Source organism: Dermacoccus sp. GAS27A (assembly GCF_044909235.1).
GTDB lineage: Bacteria > Actinomycetota > Actinomycetes > Actinomycetales > Dermatophilaceae > Dermacoccus > Dermacoccus nishinomiyaensis.
Map to the genome: position 1 here is coordinate 180,242 of NZ_JBIYDW010000003.1, position 21,729 is coordinate 201,970.

Consider the following 21,729-nt stretch of genomic DNA (forward strand, 5'->3'; position numbering starts at 1 on the left):
GAGAAGGTTTCGACGACTCACCCGCCGGCTCCGGCTGACGCAGACGGGCCTGTCGTGGGCGCGCGGGGAGCGCTCGCCCGCGTCATCGTCGTGTCGGGGCCGTCGGGCAGCGGCAAGTCGCGGCTGGCTCGCCAGTTGTGCGCGAGCCACGGGTGGCCGTTCGTCAATCTCGACGACTTCTACCGCGATCACGACGCGCCCGATCTGCCGCGGTTCGCCTCGGGCGAGATCGACTGGGACAACGCCGGCACGTGGAACGTCGAGGCCGCTGCGCAGTCGCTGGAACGGTTGTGCCGCACCGGTGCCACCGACGTGCCGCAGTACTCGATCTCGCAGAGTCGTGCGACGGGCACGCACTCCGTCACGCTCGACGGAGCCCGGTTCGTCGTCGCCGAGGGCATCTTTGCGCCCGACGTCATCGCCCCGCTCGCCGAGCGCGGTGTGCTCGGCGAGGCGTGGTGCCTGCGTCGCAACCGGACGGTGACTGCGGCCCGGCGGTTCATCCGCGACGTGGCCGAGCGCCGCAAGCCCCCGCTCGTCCTCGTGCGGCGTGGGGCGCGGCTGTGGCGCGACGAACCTGAACTCGTCAGAGCGCACCTGGCGCGCGGCGCCCAACCCGTCACGTTCTCCGAGGCCGTGCGCCGCGCTGCGACGCTGCAGTCGTCAGCGCTCTGACGGGCGCACCTGGGCGGCGCTCAGGGTGCGCGTGCCCGGCCGCCGAACGCAGCAGCGTGGGTCACCGACCAGGTCAGGCGCGTCAGGCGCGGGCCGCGGCGAACCCGGGTTTGATGACGTCCATGATGATCGCGAGGCGCTCGTCGAACGGGATGAACGCCGACTTCATCGCGTTGACGGTGACCTTCTCGAGGTCGTCGAGACCCCAGCCTGCCTCGCTGACGAGCCCGGTCATCTCCTTCGTCATCGACGTGTCGCTCATGAGACGGTTGTCGGTGCTGAGCGCGACACGGAAACCGAGTGCCAGCAGGAACGAGATGGGGTGGCTGCGCAGCGACAACGCCGCACCCGTCTGCAGGTTCGAGAGCGGGCACACCTCGAGCGCGATGCGCCGATCGCGGACGAAGGCGGCGAGGCGTCCGAGGCGGACGTCGGCCTCCCCCGCACGAACACGCTCAGGCAGCGCGGCGCGAGCCTGCTCGTCGAGTTCGGGGTAGGCGACGCCGTCGATCGTGATGTCGTCGGTGATGCGCACGCCGTGCCCGAGCCGTTCGGCGCCGCAGTACTGGATGGCCTCCCAGATGCTCGGCAGCCCGAATGCCTCACCGGCGTGGATCGTGAAGTGCGCGTTCTCGCGGCGCAGGTACTCGAACGCGTCGAGGTGGCGTGTGGGAGGGAAACCGGCCTCGGCGCCGGCGATGTCGAAACCGGCGACGCCCTGGTCGCGGTAGGCGACAGCGAGTTCGGCGATCTCGACGCTCTTCGCCGCGTGGCGCATCGCCGTCAACAGGGCGCGCATGACGATGGGCCTGCCCTGCTCGGCGGCGCGTTCGGCACCGCGTCGGAAGCCTTCGAGAACGGCGTCGACGACCTCGGTGAGGGCGAGACCCTTCTCGATGTGCAGCTCCGGCGCGAAGCGGACCTCGGCGTAGACGACGCCGTCCGCCGCGTGATCCTCGGCGCACTCGGCGGCGACGCGGACGATGGCGTCGCGGGTCTGCATGACGCCGACGGTGTGCTCGAACGTCTCGAGGTAACGCACGAGCGAACCCGAGTCGGCGCTGTCACGGAACCAGCGCGCGAGTGTCTCGGCGTCGTCGGCCGGCAGCGCGTCGTAGCCGGTCTTGCGCGCGAGTTCGAGGACGGTCGCCGGACGAACCCCACCGTCGAGGTGATCGTGCAGCACGACCTTCGGCAGCGCCGCGACGACGTCCTGTGTGAGTGCCCGCGCCGCCGTTTCGTCCAAGCTGTGTGTCGTCGCAGAGGTGTCAGTCATGGCCCAAGTGTAGGGCTCACCTGCCCCGTCCCCATCTGCGATTCTTGTCCACATTCGCGATTTTCGTCCACCTCTGCGAACGGCGTCCACCTTCGCGATTTCCGTCCCATTCGCACATCCCGTCCCCATCTTCGATTTTCAGTCACTCTCGCAAGAGTGACTGAAAACCGCAGATGGGGACGAGAGTCGCAAGGGTGGGCAGGAATCGCCGAAGGGGACGGGAAATGGCGAATGTGGACGAAAATCGCAGGTGGGGCAGGGTCAGGCGATGCGGTCGATGACGATGTCGCGCGGCGTGGATGAGCCTGCGTCGGCGTCGGCGCTGATGTCGTAGCTGCGGTCGAGGGCGGCCACGGCGCGCTCGAAACGCTCCGGCGTGTCGGTGTGCAGCGTCATGAGCGGCGTGCCGGCGCTGACGGTCTCGCCGGGCTTGGCGTGCAGTTCGATGCCCGCGCCGGCCTGCACCGGGTCCTCCTTGCGCGCACGGCCCGCGCCGAGTCGCCACGCCGAGACGCCGACGGCGAGTGCGTCGAGGCGCGTCAGCACGCCGTCGCTCGGCGCGGTGATGACGTGCGACTCCTTCGCCACGGGCAGTTCGGCGTCGGGGTCGCCGCCCTGCGCGGCGACCATGCGGCGCCACGCGTCCATCGCACGCCCGTCGCTCAGCGCTGCGCGTACGGCCGCTTCGTCCTGGGGCCGACCGGCGCCGGCGAGCATCTCGACGGCGAGTGCCACCGTGAGGTCGACGACGTCCTTCGGGCCGCCCCCGGCGAGCACCTCGACCGATTCGCGCACCTCGAGAGCGTTGCCGGCCGTCAGCCCGAGCGGCGTCGACATGTCGGTCAGCAGCGCGACCGTGTCGACGCCGGCGTCGTTGCCGAGGTCGACCATCGTGCGCGCCAGTTCGCGGGCGTCGTCCTGCGTCTTCATGAACGCACCCGAGCCGACCTTGACGTCGAGCACGAGCGCGCCCGTGCCCTCGGCGATCTTCTTGCTCATGATCGAGCTGGCGATGAGCGGGATGGCCTCGACGGTGCCCGTCACGTCACGCAGCGCGTACAGCTTCTTGTCGGCGGGTGCCAGCCCGTCACCGGCGGCGCAGATGACGGCGCCGACCTCGTCGAGCTGACGCATCATCTCGGCGTTCGTCAGCCCTGCACGCCACCCGGCGATGGCCTCCATCTTGTCGAGCGTGCCGCCGGTGTGACCGAGCCCGCGGCCCGACAGCTGCGGCACGGCGACGTCGAACACCGCGACGAGCGGCGCGAGCGGCAGCGTGATCTTGTCGCCCACTCCCCCGGTCGAGTGCTTGTCGGCCGTGGGCACGCGCAGGGACGAGAAGTCCATCCGCTCACCGCTCGCGATCATCGCTGCGGTCCAGCGTGCGATCTCGTCCCGCGTCATGCCGTTGAGCAGGATCGCCATCGCCATCGCCGACATCTGCTCGTCCGCGACGGCGCCGCGTGTGTAGGCGTCGATGATCCAGTCGATCTCGTCGCGGCTCAACGTGCCGCGGTCGCGCTTCGTGCGGATGAGGTCAACGGCGTCGAACGCCTCGTGGGTGGAGGCAGCGGAGGTCATGATTCGCCTTTCAGCTGGGCGGCGGAGGTGGCGACGGCGTCGAGGTTGGTGACGCCGAACGCGTGCGGAAGGAGCTCGACGAACGGCAGCGGGTCGCGCCCGTCCATGTCGATGAGCAGGCCAGGTGAATCGACGGACGGCGCCACGGCGTGCTCGGCCAGCAACTGACGGCAGCGTCCACACGGCGTGATCGGGGTGCCGTTGCCGTCGACGCACGACAGCGCGACGAGCCGCTCGCGCGCCGCAGTCGCATCGACGACCGGGCCCGCCCCGCCGTCATACAGGCCGGCGTCGGAACAGTCTGCGCCGGCCATCACGTTGTCAGCCACACCAGCGTTCACACCCCCGCCGAGACCGTCTCGGTCAGACGTGTTCAACAGTGACGACACAAGCCCGCACTCGGCGCACAGCGCGACGCCATAGGCGGCGTTCTCGACGTTGCAGCCGGTGAGCACGCGACCCGAGGTCGTGAGCGCGGCGACGCCGACCGGGAACCGGCTGTAGGGCACGTAGGCGCGCCGCGACGCGGCGATGGCCTCGGAGCGCAGGTGCGCCCAGTCGGGTGTCTGCGCAGCCGAGGCCGTCACGCGTGAGTGCTCGCTCACCCGGCTTCACCCTTGCGGTAGACGTCACCGTCGGCCGCCGGCATGCGAAGGTGCTGGCTGGCGAACGCCATGACGAGCAGGGTCACGACGTATGGCGCCGTGCTCGTGAGGTTCGGGTCGATCGTGTTCGAACCGAAGTACCAGCTCAGCACGAGCACCGCCGTCACCGCCAGGATCACCGCCGGCAGCCAGCGACGACGCACCGCCATCCAGATCGCGCCGACGATGACGCCCGCGCCGACGAGCAGCAGCAGCGCATGCACCTGGTCGCCGCCGCGCAGCTGCAGCGCCTGCGTGTAGCCGAACAGCAGCGCGCCGAGGGCGGTGCCGAGCGGCATCCAGTTGCCGAAGATCATCGCGGCGAGACCGATGTACCCGCGCCCGCCGGTCTGGCCCTGCTGGAAGCCGTCGGAGGCGACCATCGCGAGGAAGCCGCCGCCGAGGCCGGCGAGGGCGCCGGAGACGAGCACCGCGATCGTCTTGTACAGGTAGACGTTGACGCCGAGCGTCTCGGCGGCCTGCGGCGCCTCACCGCAGCTGCGCAGACGCAGACCGAACGGCGTGCGCCACAGCACGTACGCTGTCGCCGCGATGAGCAGGACGGTGATGAGCGTCAGCCACGACACGTTCGTCAACAGGCCGCCGAGGATGCCGGCGAGGTCGGAGACGAGGAACCAGTGCTTGCCCTCGAGATCCGACAGCGCTGACGAACCGGGCACGGTGAACGTGCCGATGTCCGGCAGGCTGGGGCTCTGCGTCGCACCGCCGCCGGGCAGGCTCGAGAAGAAGCGTTCGGCGAGGAACTTCGTCAGGCCCGCGCCGAGCAGGTTGATCGCGACACCGGAGACGATCTGGTCGACGCCGAAGAACACCGTCGCGATGGCGTGCAGCACGCCGAACAGCATGCCGCCGGCGATCGCTGCGATGACGCCCGCCCACGCGCCCCAGTGGTAGGCCGCGTATGCCGCCGACCAGGAGCCCATGATCATCATGCCCTCGAGCCCGATGTTGACGACGCCCGCGCGCTCGGACCACAGACCACCGAGGCCCGCCAGCGCGAGCGGGACGGCGGCGACGACGGCCGCGGAGATCGCGTTGGCCGAGTCGATGTCGTTGACGCCCGTCGCGACACGCAGCACGGACAGCGCGACGAGGATGCCGAGCAGGCCGAGCGGCAGCAGGGCCTTGCGACCGAGACGGTGGGTGATCCCTGCCGCGGGTCGGGTTGCGACGGTGCTCATGCGCTCGCTCCTGCGGTGTTTCCGGCGGCCAGTTCCGCGGCGACGTGGCGCTGTTCGATGCTCTTGTCCCAGCGGCGCACGAGTTCGTACGCGATGACGACGGCGAGCACCATGACGCCCTGGATGATGTTGACGAGGGAGGCGTTGACGCCGGCGTTGATCTGCAACGCGTCGGACTGGCCGTTGAGGTAGGCCCACAGCAGCGCACCGAACGCGATGCCGATCGGGTTGTTGCGTCCGATGAGTGCGACGGCGATGCCCGCGAAGCCGAGACCGCTCTGGCTGTTGGAGCCGTAGTTGTAGTCCTGGCCGAACAGCTGCGGCATGCCGACGAGACCGGCGACGGCGCCGGACATCAGCATCGCGGAGATCGTCATGCGCTTGACGTTGACACCGCTCGCGACGGCCGCGGATTCCGACGTGCCCGTCGCGCGCAGGTCGAAGCCGAAGCGCGTGCGGTTGATGACGAACCAGTAGACCAGGCCGACGATGACGGCGAGGATGCCGAGGCCGTAGATCGGCCCACCGGACAGGTTCGCGAGCGCCGGCACGTGCGAGCTGTCGGGGATGCTCTTCGTCACCGTGGCGTTCGATCCGGGCGTGCGATCGGCGACCTTGTTGAGCAGCCACGCGACAACACCCGTCGCGATCGAGTTGAGCATGATCGAGCTGATGACCTCGGACACGCCGCGCGTCACCTTGAGCACGGCGATGATCCCGGCCCAGACCGCGCCGACGAGCATCGCGAGCAGCAGCGCGAAGATGACGTTGAGGAAGCCCGGGAGCCAGCCCTGCGCCGCGAAGAGCGCGGCGGCGAACGCGGCGACGCGGTACTGGCCGTCGACGCCGATGTTGAACAGGTTCATCCGGAAGCCGATGGCGACGGCGACGCCCGACAGGTACAGCACGGCGGTGTCGTTGATGATCGCCTCGGTGACGCCCGGCATCGGCGAGGACAGGAACACCTGCCACACCGGCCCGACGGAGTTTCCGAGCGCGAGCAGGACGATCGACGTCAGCACCACGGCGATGGCGATGGCGAGCAGCGGCGCGGCGAGCGCGACGCCGACGCGGCGGAGGGTGGAGTTCATCGGACGGTGTCCTCGCTCGTGCCGGCGGCGGTGGCGCCGGTCGTGTTCTCGGTCTTCGAGGTCGTGGGAATGGGTGCGCTCGAGTCGCTCGCGTCCGAACCGGCACCCGTCATCGCGGCGCCGAGCTGTTCGGCGGTCACGTGATGGGGGTCGAACTCGCCCGACAGCCGCCCTCGCAGGATGACTCGGATCGTGTCGGACAGGCCGATCAGTTCGTCGAGGTCGGCGGAGATGAGCAGCACGGCAAGACCTTCGCGGCGTGCGTCCTTGATGTGATCCCAGATCGCGGCCTGCGCGCCGACGTCGACACCGCGCGTCGGGTGCGCGGCGACGAGGACGCGCGGTGCGTGCGACATCTCGCGCCCGAAGATGAGCTTCTGCTGGTTGCCGCCCGACAGCGACCCGGCGGTCACGTCGATGCTCGGCGTGCGCACGTCGTACTCGCTGACGATGCGCTGCGTGTCCTCCTTCGCCGCGCCGGGCGTGAGGCGCCAGCCCTTGCTCGCGGGGGCCTGTCGCTGGTGGCCGAGCATGCGGTTCTCCCACAGCGGCGAACCGAGAAGCAGCGCGTGACGGTGACGGTCCTCGGGGATGTAGCCGACCCCGCTGTCGCGGATCTGCTTCGTCGGCCAGGTCGTGACGTCGTCGTCGCCGATGACGACGTGGCCGCTGTCGGCGCGGCGCATGCCGAGGATCGTCTCGACGAGTTCGGCCTGGCCGTTGCCCTCGACACCGGCGATGCCGACGACCTCGCCGGCGCGGATGACGAGGTCGATGTTCGACAGCAGCGCCGGGCCGCCGGCGCGGTCGGCGAGCGTCAGCCCGTCGAGGCGCATGACGACGCGGTCGGTGACGGTCGATTCCTGCGTCTCGGGGGTGGGCAGCTGCGAGCCGACCATGAGTTCGGCGAGCTGCTTGCTCGTCACCGACGCGCTCTTGACGCGGTCGATCGTCGTGCCGCGGCGGATGACGGTGATGTCGTCGGCGACGCCGCGCACCTCGTCGAGCTTGTGCGAGATGAACAGCACCGTGAGGCCTTCGGCCTTCATCTCGGCGAGGTTCGCGAACAGTTCGTCGACCTCCTGCGGCACGAGCACGGCCGTCGGCTCGTCGAGGATGAGGATCTTCGCCCCGCGGTAGAGCACCTTGAGGATCTCGACGCGCTGGCGGGCGCCGACGCCGAGGTCGGCGACGAGCACGTCGGGGTGGACGCCGAGCCCGTAGGCCTGCGAGATGCGCGTGATCTCCGCGCGCGCCTTCGCCCCGATGCCGTGCAGCTTCTCGGCGCCGAGGACGACGTTCTCGAGGACGGTGAGGTTGTCCGCGAGCATGAAGTGCTGGAACACCATGCCGACGCCGGCCTTGATCGCGTCCTTCGGCGACGAGAACGAGACCTCGTCACCGTTGATGCGGATCGTGCCCTCGTCGGGCTTCTGCACGCCGTAGAGAATCTTCATGAGCGTCGACTTGCCGGCACCGTTCTCCCCCACGATGGCGTGGATCGTGCCGCGCTCGACCTGCAGGTACAGGTCGGAGTTCGCGACGACGCCGGGGAATCGCTTCGTGATGCCTTGCAGGTCGACGGCGAGGGGCCCCTGCGGGGGCGCGCTGACGTCGGGCGCCGCGGCCGACGTCGTCGTGGGATCGGTGGTGTCGATGACGCACACTCCTGCTCGAACCGTGAAGGCCCGGCAAGCAGAACACCCGCTTGCCGGACCTTCACCGGGTGGCGACTCAGTTGGACGGAGTCGTGGGAACCGTGATCTTGCCGTCGACGACCTGCTTCTTCAGGTCATCGACGGTCTTGAGCGTGTCGGCGGACAGGTGGTTGCCCGTCGTGGAGAGCGAGACGCCGTCCTCCTTGAGGCCGTAGACCTTGTTGCCGCCCTTGAACGAGTCGTCCTTGACCGAGTTGACGAAGTCCTCGACCGTGCCCGCGCAGCGCTTCGTCGCGGACGTCAGGACGGAGCCGGCGACGGACTTGTCAGCCGTCAGGGCCTGGTCGGAGTCGACGCCGATGGCCCACTTGCCCTTGGAGTGCGCCGAGGAGATGACGCCGTCGCCCGACTTGCCGGCCGCGGCGAAGACGATGTCGGCGCCGGACTGGAACATGGCGTCGGCAGCGGCCTTGCCGCCGGGGGTGTCGTTGAAGCCCTTGCCGTCGGAGGCGAGGTACTTCGAGTCGACCTTGATGTTCGGGTTGACCTTCTTCGCGCCCGCGATGTAGCCGGCCTCGAACTTCTGGATGAGCGGCACCTTGAGCGCGCCGACGAAGCCGATGTGGCCCGTCTTGCTCGTCTTGGCGGCCGCGGCACCGGCGAGGTAGGAGGACTCGTTCTCCTTGAAGGTGATCTGCTCGACGTTAGAGCCGGCCGACGCGGGCGTCGCGTCGTCGATGATCGCGAACTTGACATTCGGGAACTTCTTGGCGACCTGGCCGACGGCGTTCGCGTAGACGAAGCCGACGGCGACGATCGCCTTGTTGCCCGACGAGGCGAGCTGCGTGAGGCGGTTGACACGCGCCTGGTCGTTGTCCGACTCGGAGGCCTCGGCCGTCGTGATCGACAAGTTCGAGATCTTCTTCTTCGCGTCCTCGAGGCCCTGGTAGGAGGCGTCGTTGAAGGAGTGGTCACCACGGCCACCCACGTCGAAGGCGATGGCGGCCTTGAACTGGTCGGTGCCCCCGGAGGACGAACCGGAGGACTTGTCGTTCGAACCACAGGCGGCGAGACCGGCCGTCATGGCGACGGCGGCAGCGATGGAAACAACCCGCTTCACGGGGACTCCTTGGGTCTATCGGAACGAAGGCCGCATCGTGCGTCAGCACCCGGGGCGGGCGAGCGACGTCCAGGCACGCGATGCGTGCTCACGACAGGCTTCGTCTTGGCAGAGGTGGCGCACGTCACGCCACCGGACCGGTTCAGCCTACCGGGGCCGCGCGCCGGGTTGAAGCGACAACGATCCGAGGTGACCGAACCGTTATTGGGCGCCGCCGCGACTCGATGAGATACAGCACACGCTCCGCCCCCGGCGGTGGGTTCTCACCGGGGCCCGCCGCGCCGCTCAGCGCGGCAACGGCGGGTCGGCGACGACGACGATCGGGCTCGTGCGGCCCGCGCCGTCATGATCTTCGACGAGGTCGTCGACGATGTCGACGAGCGGGTCGCTCAGGCCCGCAGGTAGCGCGCCGAGGCCCTTGAGCCGCAGGACCATGCCGTCCTCGCGCGCGACGACGTCGCCGAGGCATTCCTCGAGGGCGTCCCAGTTGCCGCCGAAGTAAGCGGGCAGCTCGAGCTGGCGCGCGAGAGTGCGCATGAGGTCGGGCTTGTCCGCCACCCCGGAGAGGCGCACCTCGACGAAGCACCACCCCGCGTCCTTGCACAGCGAGCGCAACTCGTCGGACGTCGGGCCTGTCAGCCCCCGCGGCACCCAGCCGCCCTGGCCCGCCTCGATCAGCCCACGCACCGTCGCAGCCGTCATCTCTGCACCCTCCGGAAGCTCTCGTAGTGGTCGCCCGTGTAATAGATGGTGCCGTCCTTGCCTTGGATCAACCTGCGAGCGCCGCGGTCGGATTCCCCCGGCGTCTCGACGGTGTACTCGTGGTACCAGCCGCGCGGATGCTTGGGCAGGCGGCCCTCACGGTTGGCGAAGACGATGCCATCGCGCGAGTACGGGAACGGTCCCCCTGCGTCGATGAGCTTCAGCGTCGCCCGCGCCTGCGCGGGCAGCTGCGCGACGGGCACCACGTCGGCGGCATCGCCGTCACCCGAAGTGCCCGAGGCGGTGGCACCCGAGGACGCGCGACCTGAACCGCCCGCGCTCGGACCAGACGATGAGCCTGACGGGCCGTCCGAGTAGGTCGCGGGCGAGAACTTCGACGACGGAGAGCTGCTCGCGCCGCCTCCTCCCCCGCGCCCGGTGAGGACAGCGAGTAGCGCGATGACGGCGAGGACGGCGAGCGCGATCGTCGCGATCTTCTGGCCGAGGCCCATTCCGGCCAGGGGTGACTTGCGGGAGCTCAGGGCCACCACGTCCTTCTCGTTCGGGGCCCGAGCCCGGGCCGGAGGTATCGACGATTTCTCGAGCGTGCTCATTGTCGCGCGGCCGCGCACCGCCGCCGCTCGTTCACCTCGGCCGGCCCGAGCGATGCCTCAGAACGCGTCGCGCGGCGTGTACTTGCCCCACACCGCGCGCAGGGCGTCGCTCACCTCGCCGCCGGTGGCGCCGACGGCGTGGGCCTCACGCATCGGCCACAGGACGTTGTCGGCGCCGGAGGCCGCGGTCTGCAGCTTCTCCAGAGCCGCGTCGACGGCACCCTGATCGCGGTTCGCCCGCAGCGTGGCGAGACGCTCGCACTGCTCGGCCTCGATCGCCGGGTCGACGCGCAGCGGCTCGTACGGCTCCTCCTCGTCGAGGGTGTACTTGTTGACGCCGACGACGACCCGCTCCCCCGAGTCGATCTGCAGCGCGACGTCGTAGGCGCTCTTCTCGATCTCGTTCTTCTGGAAGCCCTCTTCGATGGCGCGCACCGCCCCGCCCTTGTCCTCGACGGCCTGGATGAGCGTCATCGCCTCCTCTTCGAGGTCATCCGTCATCGACTCGACGACGTAGGAACCCGCGAACGGGTCGACGGTCTTCGTCACGTCCGTCTCGAACGCGAAGATCTGCTGGGTGCGCAGCGCGAGGCGGGCGGCCTTGGCCGTCGGCAGCGCGATGGCCTCGTCGTAGCTGTTCGTGTGCAGGCTCTGCGTGCCACCGAGGACGGCGCCGAGGCCCTGAAGCGCGACGCGCACGAGGTTGACCTCGGGCTGCTGGGCCGTCAGCTGTACGCCGGCGGTCTGGGTGTGGAAGCGCAGCATCTGCGACTTCGGGTTCTTCGCGCCGAACTCGTCCCGCATGATGCGCGCCCAAAGACGGCGAGCGGCACGGAACTTCGCCACCTCCTCGAGCAGCGTCGTGCGCGCGACGAAGAAGAACGACAGTCGCGGCGCGAAGTCGTCGACGTCGAGGCCCGCGGCGAGCGCCGCCCGCACGTACTCCTTGGCGTTGGCGAGGGTGAACGCGATCTCCTGCGCGGGCGTCGCGCCTGCCTCGGCCATGTGGTACCCGGAGATCGAGATCGTGTTCCAGCGCGGGATCTCGGTGTGGCAGTACTCGAAGATGTTCGAGATGAGCCGCAGCGACTCGGCAGGCGGATAGATGTACGTGCCGCGCGCGATGTACTCCTTGAGCACGTCGTTCTGGATCGTGCCCGTGAGCTTCGTGCCCGGGATGCCCTGCCGCTCGGCAGCGAGCTGATACATGAGCAGCAGGCTCGAGGCGGGCGCGTTGATCGTCATCGACGTCGAGACCTCGTCGAGCGGCAACCCGTCGAACAGGACGAGCATGTCGTCGAGCGAGTCGATGGCGACGCCCACCTTGCCGACCTCGCCGTGCGCGAGCGGTGCGTCCGAGTCGTAGCCCATCTGCGTCGGCAGGTCGAACGCGACGGACAACCCGCCCGTGCCGTTGGCGACGAGCTCGTGGTAGCGCTGGTTGCTCTCACGCGCCGTGCCGAACCCGGCGTACTGGCGCATCGTCCACGGGCGCCCCGTGTACATCGACGGGTACACGCCGCGTGTGAACGGGTACGAACCGGGCTCCCCCAGCCTCGTCGCGGGATCGAAGCCCGCCAGGTCGTTGGCCGAGTACACCGGCTTGAGCCCGAGGCCCGACTCGGTCGTCTGCTTGCGGTCGTCTGCGCCACTCATGAGGGCACTGTAACCCGCGTCACGTCCGAAAGGGCGGGCGGGTCACCCAGGTCACGTGCCCCGTCCGCCGGCGCAGGACGCTCTCAGGCGTGACGCGCTCGCAGCGCCGCGTTGAGATCGCGCACGAGCGCCGGGCCGCGGTAGATGAAACCGGAGTACACCTGGACGAGGTCGGCACCCGCATCGACGAGTGCGAGGCCGTCGTCGGCGGTCATGACGCCGCCGACGCCGATGATCGGCAGCTGGGTGCGCGCCGACAGGAACGCGACGACGGCGCGCGCCCGGCGGGTCAACGGGGCACCCGAGAGCCCGCCTGCCTCGGCGGCCAGCGGCTGATCCGCGCGCGCGATGCCGTCGCGCGTCAGCGTGGTGTTCGTCGCGATGAGACCGGCCACCCCGGCACCGTGGGCGACGTCGAGGACGTCCTCGAGCGCGTCCTCGGTGAGATCGGGCGCGATCTTGACGAACACCGGCGTCGGGCGCGCGCCGCGCTGTTGCGTCAGGCGCGCCTCGCGCGTCGTGATGGCCTGCAGCAGTTCGAGCAGCGGGGCCTTGTCCTGCAGCGAACGCAGCCCGGGCGTGTTGGGGCTGGAGACGTTGACGGCGAAGTAGTCGGCGAGACCGGAGAGGCGTCCGAGCGACGTGAGGTAGTCGCCGACTGCCTCCTCGACGGCCGTCGTCTTCGTCTTGCCGAGGCTGACGCCGACGGGGATCTTGAGCGTGCCGGTCGCGCGCGCGGCGCTCAGGGTGTCGGCGAGCGCCTCGGAACCGGCGTTGTTGAACCCCATCCGGTTGATGATGCCCTCGCTCGCCTTGAGGCGGAACAGCCGCGGCGTCGGGTTGCCTGGCTGGGGGTGCGCGGTGACGGTGCCGACCTCGACGTGCCCGAAGCCGAGCGCCTGCCAGGACGTGACGGCGACGCCGTCCTTGTCGACGCCCGCGGCGAGGCCGACGCGGCCGGGAAACCGTATTCCCGCCAGCGTCACCGGGCTCGACGGTCCGCCCAGGGCCGCGCCGAGGGCGTCGACGGCGAGGCCGTTGCCGGGCAGGGCGCCGAGCTGCGCCATCGCCGTGATCGTCGCGTGGTGCGCCGCTTCGGCGTCTCCCCCGCCGATGCGGAAGAGAGCGGGCCTCAGCGCCTTCTCGTACCCGTGGGTGAGCGCGGCGCGGCGGAGGGCGTCGAGATCGAAGTTCATGCGGTCATTGTCGCCGATGCGAGCCCGCCCACCACGCGGGGGTTCGGATGCGCGAACCCAACCGAGGCGCACGCACGCGACAGCCTTCTGTCCGAGATCCTCAGGTGAGGTCTTCGCGGCCGCTCAGTTTGAGCTGCTCGACGATCTTCTTGACGTCCTGGGCACGCTCACGCGTCGTGACGAGCACCGCGTCGACGGTGTCGACGACGACGACGTCCTCGATACCCATGGCGACGACGGTGCGCCCCGAGCGCGGCGCGACGACGCCCGTCGCGTCCTGCATGACGACGAGTTCGCTCTCCCCGAGCACCTTGACGCCCGGCGCGTCGGCCGATTCGACGAGCAGCGACGCGAGCGAGGCGAAGTCACCGACGTCGTCCCAGGTGAACGAGCCGGGCACCGTCGCGACGCGGCCGTCGACCGCCGCCGGTTCGGCGATGGCGTTGTCGATGGCGATCTTCGTCAGGCGCGGCCACAGCTCCGAGAGGCGGAACGGGTTGTCGGCGATGATGCGCAGGTACTCGGCCAGGCGCGGCTGGTAGTGCTCGATCATCTCCATGAGCGTCGCGGCGCGCACGACGAACATGCCGGCGTTCCAGGCGTATTCGCCGGTCGCGACGTAGGCCTGCGCCGTCGGGCCGTCGGGCTTCTCGACGAAGGCCTTGACGATCGTCGCGTCCGGCGCACCGTCGATGCCGAGGTTGTTGCCGGCGCGGATGTAGCCGAAGCCGGTTGATGGGTACGTCGGGCGGATGGCGACGGTGACGAGGTAGCCCTCGCGCGCGACTTCGACGGCCTGACGCACGGTGTCCTCGAACACCGACGTGTCGCCGACGACCTGGTCGGCTGCGAACGAGCCGAGGACTGCCTCGGGATCCCGCTTCTCGAGGATTGCGGCGGCGAGGCCGATGGCGGGCATCGACTCGCGCGGGCTGGGTTCGACGAGCAGGTCGTTCGGGCCGAGCTCGGGCAGCTGCTCACGCACGGCCTCGGCGTGCGAGGCGCCCGTGACGATGAGCAGGTTGGAGCCGCACAGCGGCTGCAGCCGGTCGACCGTCCCCTGCAGCAGCGAGCGCCCCGACCCGGTGAGGTCGTGCAGGAACTTCGGCGAGCTCGCGCGCGACAGCGGCCACAACCGTGTTCCCGATCCACCCGCGGGAATCACACCCCAGAAGCCCTCGATCGGGCTCGACTCCACGTCTGACATGACCCTTACCGTAGTTCACCCGGGCGGGCGTGGCGGGTCGAGGCGTGCATTCGCGTGGGGCCACGTGCTGTTCACCTGACGCTCAGCGTGGCGCCATCGCGCGGGTGCGCACGCGTCACCGTCGCGGGGTGTGCTGAGCACGTGCGAATTGCGATCGTCACCGAATCGTTCCTGCCGACGCTCAACGGCGTCACCACGAGCGTGTGCCGGGTGCTCGACTGTCTCGCGGCTGCCGGAGGGCACGACGTTCTCGTCATCTGCCCCTCCCCCGCCCCGACGCAGTACCTCGGCTTCCGTGTGACGACGGTGCCGACCGTCACTCTTCGCGCGTTCCGTGTCGGGCTGCCGACCCGGAGACTCGAACAGATCCTGCGCGATTTCGCTCCGGACGTCGTTCACGCCGCTTCACCCTTCGGCCTCGGTGCGCGGGGCTTGGCTGCGGCGCGCAACCTCGGCATACCGACGGTTGCCGTCTACCAGACAGACATGCCCAGCTATGTTGCCCAGCACGGGGGCCCGATCGGCCCGTGGGCGCATCGCGCGTCCTGGGCGTGGGTGCGTCACCTGCATTCGCTCGCCGATCTGACGCTTGCGCCCAGCAGCGCGGCGATCGAGGAGTTGACCGCTCATGGCGTGCCCCGCCTCGCTCTCTGGGGGCGGGGGGTCGACACGTCGACGTACTCGCCACAGCTCAAGCAGACACCGGAGTCTGCTCACTTGCGTTCGCGCCTCGCCCCGGACGGGGAGGTGATCGTCGGGTATGTCGGGCGGCTCGCGCCGGAGAAGGAGTTGCACCGCCTCGCGGAGATCGCAGACCTTCCTGGTGTCAGCCTCGCACTGGTCGGGGACGGGCCGTCACGCACAGACCTCGAACGGCTCCTGCCGCGAGCGCACTTCCTCGGGCGTCAAGAAGGGGCCCTCCTTGCCCTCAGCTATGCGAGTTTCGACTGCTTCTGCCACACGGGGACGAAGGAGACCTTCGGGCAGACGCTGCAGGAGGCGATGGCCTCGGGGGTGCCCGTCGTCGCGCCGGCAGCCGGCGGTCCGCTCGACATCGTCAAGCCAGGCGTCACGGGTCTCCTCTTCGACCCCGGCACCCTTGGAGAACTACGTCGCAGCGTCGGCACACTCGTGGCCGACGAGGGTATGCGCCGACGCATGAGCGAATCGGCGGCGCGCAGCGTGGCCGACCGCTCCTGGGCAGGTCTCGTAGGATCGCTCACCCAGCACTACCGGAGCGTGATCATTGCGCGTCGTTCCCCGGTGCACAGCCGAGCTGCCTGAAGTCCGCCCGCCAGACCGCCGCGCGACGCCCATGTCTGGATCCTGGTCACAGGTACGCGAGGAGCCAGCTTCCTCCGTCCCGTAATGTGCATGGTGACTTCCACGGGCCTGGCAAGACTGGAGCGGAATCTGCTATGCACGACATCGCCTACGACGCACGTTGGCACGGGGCTTTTGGCATTGGTAGGTACTCACACGAGCTACGCTCGCGCCTCACCGGCAACGTGTACGACATCGTGGCGCCAGGGGACCCCGTAGGAGCCAGAGGTCTGTTCGAGTGGGAACGCACCACCAGGCGCGCTCATCGGCAGAAGCGCATACTCCTCTCGCCGAGCTTCACACCGTCGCGCCTCTGGCCAGGACCACAAGCAATCACCGTGCATGACCTCATCCACCTCGACGTCTTCTCTGAGTCGTCCAGACCCAAGAAGCTCTACTACGAGCGTCACGTCAAACCTGCGATACGTCGAAATGATGTGACGTTCACCGTTTCAGAGTTCTCCAAGAACAGGCTGGTGGAGTGGACTGGCGTCGAGTCCGACCGAATCGTCGTCACGGGTAACGCTGCAGATACACGCTTCTCACCCGAAGGACCACGCCACGAACCCAACTACCCCTATATATTCAGCGTGCGAAGTTCCAAGCCGCACAAGAACACGCCCCGCCTCATCTCAGCGTTCGCCGAGCTACCGCGCGATGACGTTCACCTCGTCCTCTCCGGCCATCCTGACGCCGATTCGCTCGCGGCGGCCAGCCGGGGCGGGGTTTCCGACCGCGTTGTCTTCGAGGGCCTGATTCCCGACGCAGTCCTGCCGAACTACTACCGCGGGGCGTCCGTCGTAGCATTCACATCCCTCTACGAGGGATTCGGCATCCCTGCCATCGAGGCCATGGCGTGCGGAACCCCCCTGGTCGCCTCGAGCACGACCAGCCTTCCCGAGGTAACTGGCGGGGCTGCTCTACTCGTCGACCCAAGCGACGTGATGGAGATTGCCCGTGCGCTATCACGCGCCCTCACGGATGACCGCCTGCGAAAAGGCCTGCGCGAAGCCGCGCTGGGCCGCGCCGCGCAATTCTCCTGGGAAGACATTGCAAGCACAGTGATGCAGACGCTCTCACAGATACGGTAGCGAAGCTGGAGCCATTGGGGCCTATCGGCCTCGATACACGTCGAGGACAGGCTTGACGTACGGCTTCAAGAATCCGACCGCATTCCACCTGAAAAATCTGGCCTTATATTCGATCTCCCCCATGGGGTCACGGCGCCTGACACTATATTTGTCGAGCAGATCGGACGGCACGAGTTCCTGACCCACGCCGAAGCGACGGCCGAAGAGCGCCACGCTCAGCTTCTTGTCGTAGTGCCCACAGAAATGACACAAGAAAGCATCACTCAAACCATTCGCATAGTAATGCCATCGTGAGTTCAAGTCTCGATGGTCGACGACGAGAGCATCCTCAGCCAATCCTAGATGGTGCAACGCCCACAACTGAATATCCTGGTCGCCACCCGATTGCATGCCGTGAACGTCTTCATCCCACCAATCCCGCGTGGCCTGCAGATTCCCCTCCACGATCTCATCAAGGAAGCGAAACGTTCTCTGGTCGTTCTTGAGCATGAAAACGCCCGCGTTTATGCGAGACCAGCTACCATTCGGCTCACGCGGGTTCTCTGCATAGACCATGAATGATCCAGCAGCTTCAGCCCGGTCCACGAGCTCTCGCACACCATCGCGACCGAAATCGGTGAAGTAGACATCATCGTCCACCCAGAGTATCCAGTCGTACAACGGAGCGATTCGACGAACGATCGCCGTCTTGTAGAAGAAGACATCAGAGACTCCCGGTGCGACCGCAATCTCGAGACGATAATCCAGATCCCACTCGCGAGCATAGATAGCCTGGTTCACATAAGCTCGCGATCGTATCTCGTCACCTCCCGACACGATGCAAATACTCATTTTCGAAGCAGGTGAAGCGACTGGCTGCATACATTCCTCAACTCTCGACAGTCCGCCTGGGATCACTGCGGCCCTGAATTCACTTTCGTACCTGACGCCTTGGGGCTTTCCAGCAAGCCATAGGCCTCGGGGGTGAGCGCCCAAACATCCAAGTATGGTACTGTAACGTGCCCCTGGCGCTGCTGATGCAGCCAGTTGCTGAGTGTGGCCAGGCCGTTGGCGCATCCGGGAGCCAGATCGACCATCAAACGTCCGAGATTGTCGTAGACGAGGCAATGACGCTCAGACGCGATCAGAGCCTCGATCAGGGCATCAACGTCATTCGAATCCCCCAAGGTCCCCGGGGTATCGAATTCGAACCAGATGACATCGGCGCGCTCATCGATGTCAGTCCAGTGGTTCGCCAGCACATGTATGTCAAAGCCGTCCACGTCCGATTTCCAGACGACGAGATCGTTGTGATCCGTCATGTCTAGTAACTCAGCGGAACGCACCCACCTGGTGACGGCTTGCGCGTCGTCGCCACCCGCCCTGAATCCCCCCGTGCTGCCATGCATGGAGAACTCGACGTTCGAGCCGACCGGACCCACGAAGCCTTCGACGACTGTGGCCCTCGCGCCCATTCCACGCAAGTTTCGCTTGAGATACTGCACGAATCGCGGAGCGCCTTCCACGCAAATCACCCGGGTGTCTTCGTCAGAACTCAAGATCGCCGCAGCCGTGTCACCAACATTGGCTCCCACGTCGATGACGGTCACCCTGCGCGAGCCCGTGGCCAGGGCCGACAACAATCCGATGGCGTACGTGTCATACGTCGGATCTCTGCGTTGATAAAAAGGTAGATTGTGTTCGGGAGGCAAGATGATCGTCATATCACCTATGACGTGGGCCTGCTCCCGGCCGCGCCACACTCGGTATTTCACGTGCAGCGGGTTCGTCACGTACCCAGCCATACGCGTGATTGTTTCCCGCTGTCTCACGGTCAAACCCATGACGAGATCACCTCCGTTTAGTATCCGATCAACAATCTTTCGTGACGGCACAAGAGTCATGGCCATCGATGAAGACACCCCATAGAATTGCAGGCAATTCTATGGGGTGTCGAGTCGAGACAAGCGATCGTCAGTGACGTGACCTGGCTGTCCGGAAGTCGGCGTTCAGCTGGCTGATGACGTCGAGCGGGATCTCCTTCGGGCAGGCCGCGGCGCATTCACCGATGTTGGTGCAACCGCCGAAACCTTCGTGGTCATGCGTGTTGACCATGGACACGACGCGGGCGTCGCGCTCCGGCTGGCCCTGCGGCAGCTCACCGAGGTGCGTGATCTTCGCGCCCAGGAAGAGCATGCCGGAGGCGTTCGGGCACGCGGCCACGCACGCGCCGCAGCCGATGCACTTCGCCGTCTCGAACGCGCGGTCTGCCTGAGGCTTCGGCACGAGCTGGCTGTGAGCCTCCGGTGCAGCACCCGTGTTGACGGAGATGTAACCGCCGGACTGGATGATGCGGTCGAACGCGCTGCGGTCGACGACGAGGTCACGCACGACCGGGAACGCGTCGGCGCGCCACGGCTCGACGGTGATCTCGTCCCCGTCCGTGAACGAGCGCATGTGCAACTGGCACGTCGTCGTGACCTCGGGGCCATGTGCCATGCCCGAGATCATGAGCCCGCACATGCCACAGATGCCCTCGCGGCAGTCGGAGTCGAACGCGATCGGCTCGATACCGTCAGCCTGGAGCTGCTCGTTGAGCACGTCGAGCATCTCGAGGAACGACATGTCCTCACTGATGTCCTTGACCGGGTAGGTCTCGAAACGCCCAGCGGCGGCCGCGTTGTCCTGACGCCAGATCTTGAGTGTGAGATTCACTTGTAACTCCGCTGCTTCAGTTCGATGAACTTGTAGACGAGGTCCTCCTTGTGCAGGACCGGCGTGTTGGCGGCATCCTCGGACGCGAGCCCGTCCTCGCCGTACTCCCAGGCAGCGACGTACGCGAACTCGTCGTCGTGACGCAGCGCCTCACCGTCCTCGGTCTGGCTCTCCGCGCGGAAGTGACCACCACAGGATTCGCGGCGGTGCAGCGCGTCGATGCACATGAGCTCGCCCAGCTCGATGAAGTCGGCCACACGACCGGCCTTCTCGAGCGACTGGTTGAGAGTGTCGGCCGCGCCGAGCACCCGGACGTTGCTCCAGAACTCCTTCTTGAGCTCGCGGATGAGACCGATCGCCTTCGTGAGGCCGGCCTCCGAACGCTCCATGCCGCAGTACTCCCACATGATGCGTCCCAGCTCCTTGTGGAAGCTGTCGACGGTGCGAGTTCCGTTGATGGACAAGAACTTCTCGATGCGCTCCTCGACCGAGCGGCGCGCCTCGACGACGGCCGGGTCGTTCTCGTCGACCTTCTCGAACGGCCCCTCGGCGAGGTAGTTGCGAATCGTGTTCGGCAGGACGAAATAGCCGTCCGCGAGGCACTGCATCAGCGAGCTGGCGCCGAGACGGTTGGCACCGTGGTCGGAGAAGTTCGCCTCACCCGTGCAGTACAGGCCCGTGATCGAGGTCTCCAGGTCGTAGTCGACCCAGAGGCCACCCATCGTGTAGTGCACGGCCGGATAGATGCGCATCGGCGTCTTGTACGGGTCCTCACCGGTGATGCGGGCGTACATGTCGAAGAGGTTGCCGTACTTCTCCTTGACGGCCGCCTCACCCATGCGCTCCATCGCAGCGGTGAAGTCGAGGTAGACACCGCGGCGCATCTGGCGCTTCTCGCCGTTCTCGTCGACCTCGTCGACGAGCGGACCGACGCCACGGCCCTCGTCGCACATGTTCTTCGCCTGACGTGACGCGATGTCACGCGGCACGAGGTTTCCGAACGCCGGGTAGATGCGCTCGAGGTAGTAGTCGCGCGCCTCCTCCGGGATGTCGCGCGGGTCCTTGTCGCAGTCGGCTGCGTTCTTCGGCACCCAGATGCGGCCGTCGTTGCGCAGCGACTCCGACATCAGCGTCAGCTTCGACTGGTGATCACCGGAGACGGGGATGCAGGTCGGGTGGATCTGCGTGTAGCACGGGTTGCCGAAGTAGGCACCCTTCTTGTGCGCACGCCACGTCGCGGTGACGTTGCAGCCCATCGCGTTCGTCGACAGGAAGAACACGTTGCCGTAGCCACCCGTCGCGAGGACGACGACGTCGGCGAGGTGAGTGTCGATCGCGCCGGTGACCATGTCACGCGTGATGATGCCGCGCGCACGACCGTCCTTGATGATCACCTCGAGCATCTCGTGGCGCTTGTACTCCTTGACGGTGCCCTTCGCGACCTGACGTTCCATCGCCTGGTAGGCGCCGATGAGCAGCTGCTGGCCCGTCTGACCCGCGGCGTAGAACGTACGCGCGACCTGCACACCACCGAACGAACGGTTGTCGAGGTAGCCGCCGTACTCACGCGCGAACGGAACACCCTGGGCGACGCACTGGTCGATGATGTTCGTGCTGACCTCGGCGAGGCGGTAGACGTTGGTCTCGCGGCTGCGGTAGTCGCCGCCCTTGACCGTGTCGTAGAAGAGGCGGTACGTGGAGTCACCGTCGTCGTTGTAGTTCTTCGCGGCGTTGATACCGCCCTGCGCGGCGATCGAGTGCGCGCGACGGGCCGAGTCCTGGTAGAAGAACGTCTTGACGTTGTACCCGGCCTCACCCATCGTCGCGGCGGCTGAGGCGCCGGCGAGGCCGGTACCGACGATGATGACCTCGAGCTTGCGACGGTTCGAGGGGTTGACGAGCTTGTCGTCGAACTTGTGCTGCGTCCACATCTGCGCGATGTCGACGTCGGGAGCCTTGGTGTCCTTGATCGGCGCGCCCTCGGTGAAGAAGGCGTGGG

19 protein-coding genes are annotated in these 21,729 nt (G+C 67.5%); 3 read left to right on the forward strand and 16 right to left on the reverse strand.

Features of this window, described 5'->3' with window-relative positions; all coding sequences use genetic code 11:
* The first annotated feature begins 54 nt into the window (after positions 1-54).
* The gene (locus ABH936_RS04475) at positions 55-675 is read left to right on the forward strand and encodes a uridine kinase (protein ID WP_404602697.1); all 621 of its coding nucleotides are present in this window, start codon (positions 55-57) and stop codon (positions 673-675) included.
* A gap of 82 nt (positions 676-757) precedes the next feature.
* Here the strand turns inward: ABH936_RS04475 and ABH936_RS04480 are convergent, their stop codons facing one another.
* The 12 genes from ABH936_RS04480 to ABH936_RS04535 form a co-directional block, all read right to left on the reverse strand.
* On the reverse strand, positions 758-1,951 hold the full coding sequence (locus ABH936_RS04480) for an adenosine deaminase (protein ID WP_404602698.1): 1,194 nt from the start codon (positions 1,949-1,951) through the stop codon (positions 758-760).
* Between the two features lie 261 nt (positions 1,952-2,212).
* A complete protein-coding gene (locus tag ABH936_RS04485; protein WP_404602699.1) occupies positions 2,213-3,532 on the reverse strand; it encodes a thymidine phosphorylase in 1,320 nt (439 codons plus the stop codon).
* Positions 3,529-4,119, reverse strand: coding sequence for a cytidine deaminase (locus tag ABH936_RS04490; RefSeq protein ID WP_404602764.1), 591 nt, complete (start codon positions 4,117-4,119; stop codon positions 3,529-3,531). Before ABH936_RS04490 ends, ABH936_RS04485 begins: the two co-directional genes overlap by 4 nt.
* Before the next feature lie 14 nt (positions 4,120-4,133).
* Positions 4,134-5,378, reverse strand: a complete 1,245-nt coding sequence (locus tag ABH936_RS04495) for an ABC transporter permease (protein ID WP_404602700.1) — start codon at positions 5,376-5,378, stop codon at positions 4,134-4,136.
* On the reverse strand, positions 5,375-6,469 hold the full coding sequence (locus tag ABH936_RS04500) for an ABC transporter permease (protein ID WP_038569022.1): 1,095 nt from the start codon (positions 6,467-6,469) through the stop codon (positions 5,375-5,377). The genes ABH936_RS04495 and ABH936_RS04500 overlap by 4 nt, the downstream gene beginning before the upstream one ends.
* The gene (locus ABH936_RS04505; RefSeq protein WP_051806040.1) at positions 6,466-8,136 is read right to left on the reverse strand and encodes an ABC transporter ATP-binding protein; all 1,671 of its coding nucleotides are present in this window, start codon (positions 8,134-8,136) and stop codon (positions 6,466-6,468) included. The genes ABH936_RS04500 and ABH936_RS04505 overlap by 4 nt, the downstream gene beginning before the upstream one ends.
* Positions 8,137-8,203: 67 nt before the next feature.
* Positions 8,204-9,247 carry a BMP family protein gene (locus ABH936_RS04510; RefSeq protein WP_038569024.1) on the reverse strand — a complete coding sequence of 348 codons (1,044 nt, stop codon included), beginning with the start codon at positions 9,245-9,247 and terminating at the stop codon, positions 8,204-8,206.
* Positions 9,248-9,532: 285 nt separating this feature from the next.
* The gene (locus tag ABH936_RS04515) at positions 9,533-9,949 is read right to left on the reverse strand and encodes a barstar family protein (RefSeq protein WP_241724831.1); all 417 of its coding nucleotides are present in this window, start codon (positions 9,947-9,949) and stop codon (positions 9,533-9,535) included.
* Positions 9,946-10,497, reverse strand: a complete 552-nt coding sequence (locus tag ABH936_RS04520) for a ribonuclease domain-containing protein (protein WP_404602701.1) — start codon at positions 10,495-10,497, stop codon at positions 9,946-9,948. The genes ABH936_RS04515 and ABH936_RS04520 overlap by 4 nt, the downstream gene beginning before the upstream one ends.
* A 123-nt stretch (positions 10,498-10,620) precedes the next feature.
* Positions 10,621-12,219 carry a methylmalonyl-CoA mutase gene (locus tag ABH936_RS04525; RefSeq protein ID WP_404602702.1) on the reverse strand — a complete coding sequence of 533 codons (1,599 nt, stop codon included), beginning with the start codon at positions 12,217-12,219 and terminating at the stop codon, positions 10,621-10,623.
* Between the two features lie 83 nt (positions 12,220-12,302).
* Positions 12,303-13,415 (reverse strand): quinone-dependent dihydroorotate dehydrogenase, encoded by a 1,113-nt coding sequence (locus tag ABH936_RS04530; RefSeq protein ID WP_404602703.1) that lies wholly within the window; start codon positions 13,413-13,415, stop codon positions 12,303-12,305.
* A 100-nt stretch (positions 13,416-13,515) separates the two neighbouring features.
* Complete coding sequence (locus ABH936_RS04535) at positions 13,516-14,622, reverse strand: mannose-1-phosphate guanylyltransferase (protein ID WP_404602704.1); 1,107 nt, start codon at positions 14,620-14,622, stop codon at positions 13,516-13,518.
* A gap of 141 nt (positions 14,623-14,763) precedes the next feature.
* On the opposite strand from ABH936_RS04535, the gene ABH936_RS04540 reads away from it, so the two are divergent.
* Together ABH936_RS04540 and ABH936_RS04545 are read left to right on the forward strand one after the other, a co-directional pair.
* Positions 14,764-15,906: a glycosyltransferase family 4 protein gene (locus ABH936_RS04540; protein ID WP_404602705.1), complete on the forward strand. Its 1,143-nt coding sequence runs from the start codon at positions 14,764-14,766 to the stop codon at positions 15,904-15,906.
* Between the two features lie 134 nt (positions 15,907-16,040).
* Entirely contained in the window at positions 16,041-17,036 is a 996-nt protein-coding gene (locus ABH936_RS04545) for a glycosyltransferase family 1 protein (protein WP_136788724.1), read from the forward strand.
* Positions 17,037-17,057: 21 nt separating this feature from the next.
* Here ABH936_RS04545 and ABH936_RS04550 read toward each other — a convergent pair whose 3' ends face one another.
* From ABH936_RS04550 to ABH936_RS04565, 4 genes are all read right to left on the reverse strand, one after another.
* Positions 17,058-17,852 (reverse strand): hypothetical protein, encoded by a 795-nt coding sequence (locus ABH936_RS04550; RefSeq protein WP_404602706.1) that lies wholly within the window; start codon positions 17,850-17,852, stop codon positions 17,058-17,060.
* 77 nt (positions 17,853-17,929) lie between these two features.
* Complete coding sequence (locus tag ABH936_RS04555) at positions 17,930-18,808, reverse strand: FkbM family methyltransferase (RefSeq protein WP_404602707.1); 879 nt, start codon at positions 18,806-18,808, stop codon at positions 17,930-17,932.
* A gap of 181 nt (positions 18,809-18,989) precedes the next feature.
* Positions 18,990-19,730, reverse strand: a complete 741-nt coding sequence (locus ABH936_RS04560) for a succinate dehydrogenase/fumarate reductase iron-sulfur subunit (protein ID WP_038569034.1) — start codon at positions 19,728-19,730, stop codon at positions 18,990-18,992.
* Positions 19,727-21,661 carry a fumarate reductase/succinate dehydrogenase flavoprotein subunit gene (locus ABH936_RS04565; protein ID WP_231729529.1) on the reverse strand — a complete coding sequence of 645 codons (1,935 nt, stop codon included), beginning with the start codon at positions 21,659-21,661 and terminating at the stop codon, positions 19,727-19,729. The genes ABH936_RS04560 and ABH936_RS04565 overlap by 4 nt, the downstream gene beginning before the upstream one ends.
* Between the last annotated feature and the right edge of the window lie 68 nt (positions 21,662-21,729).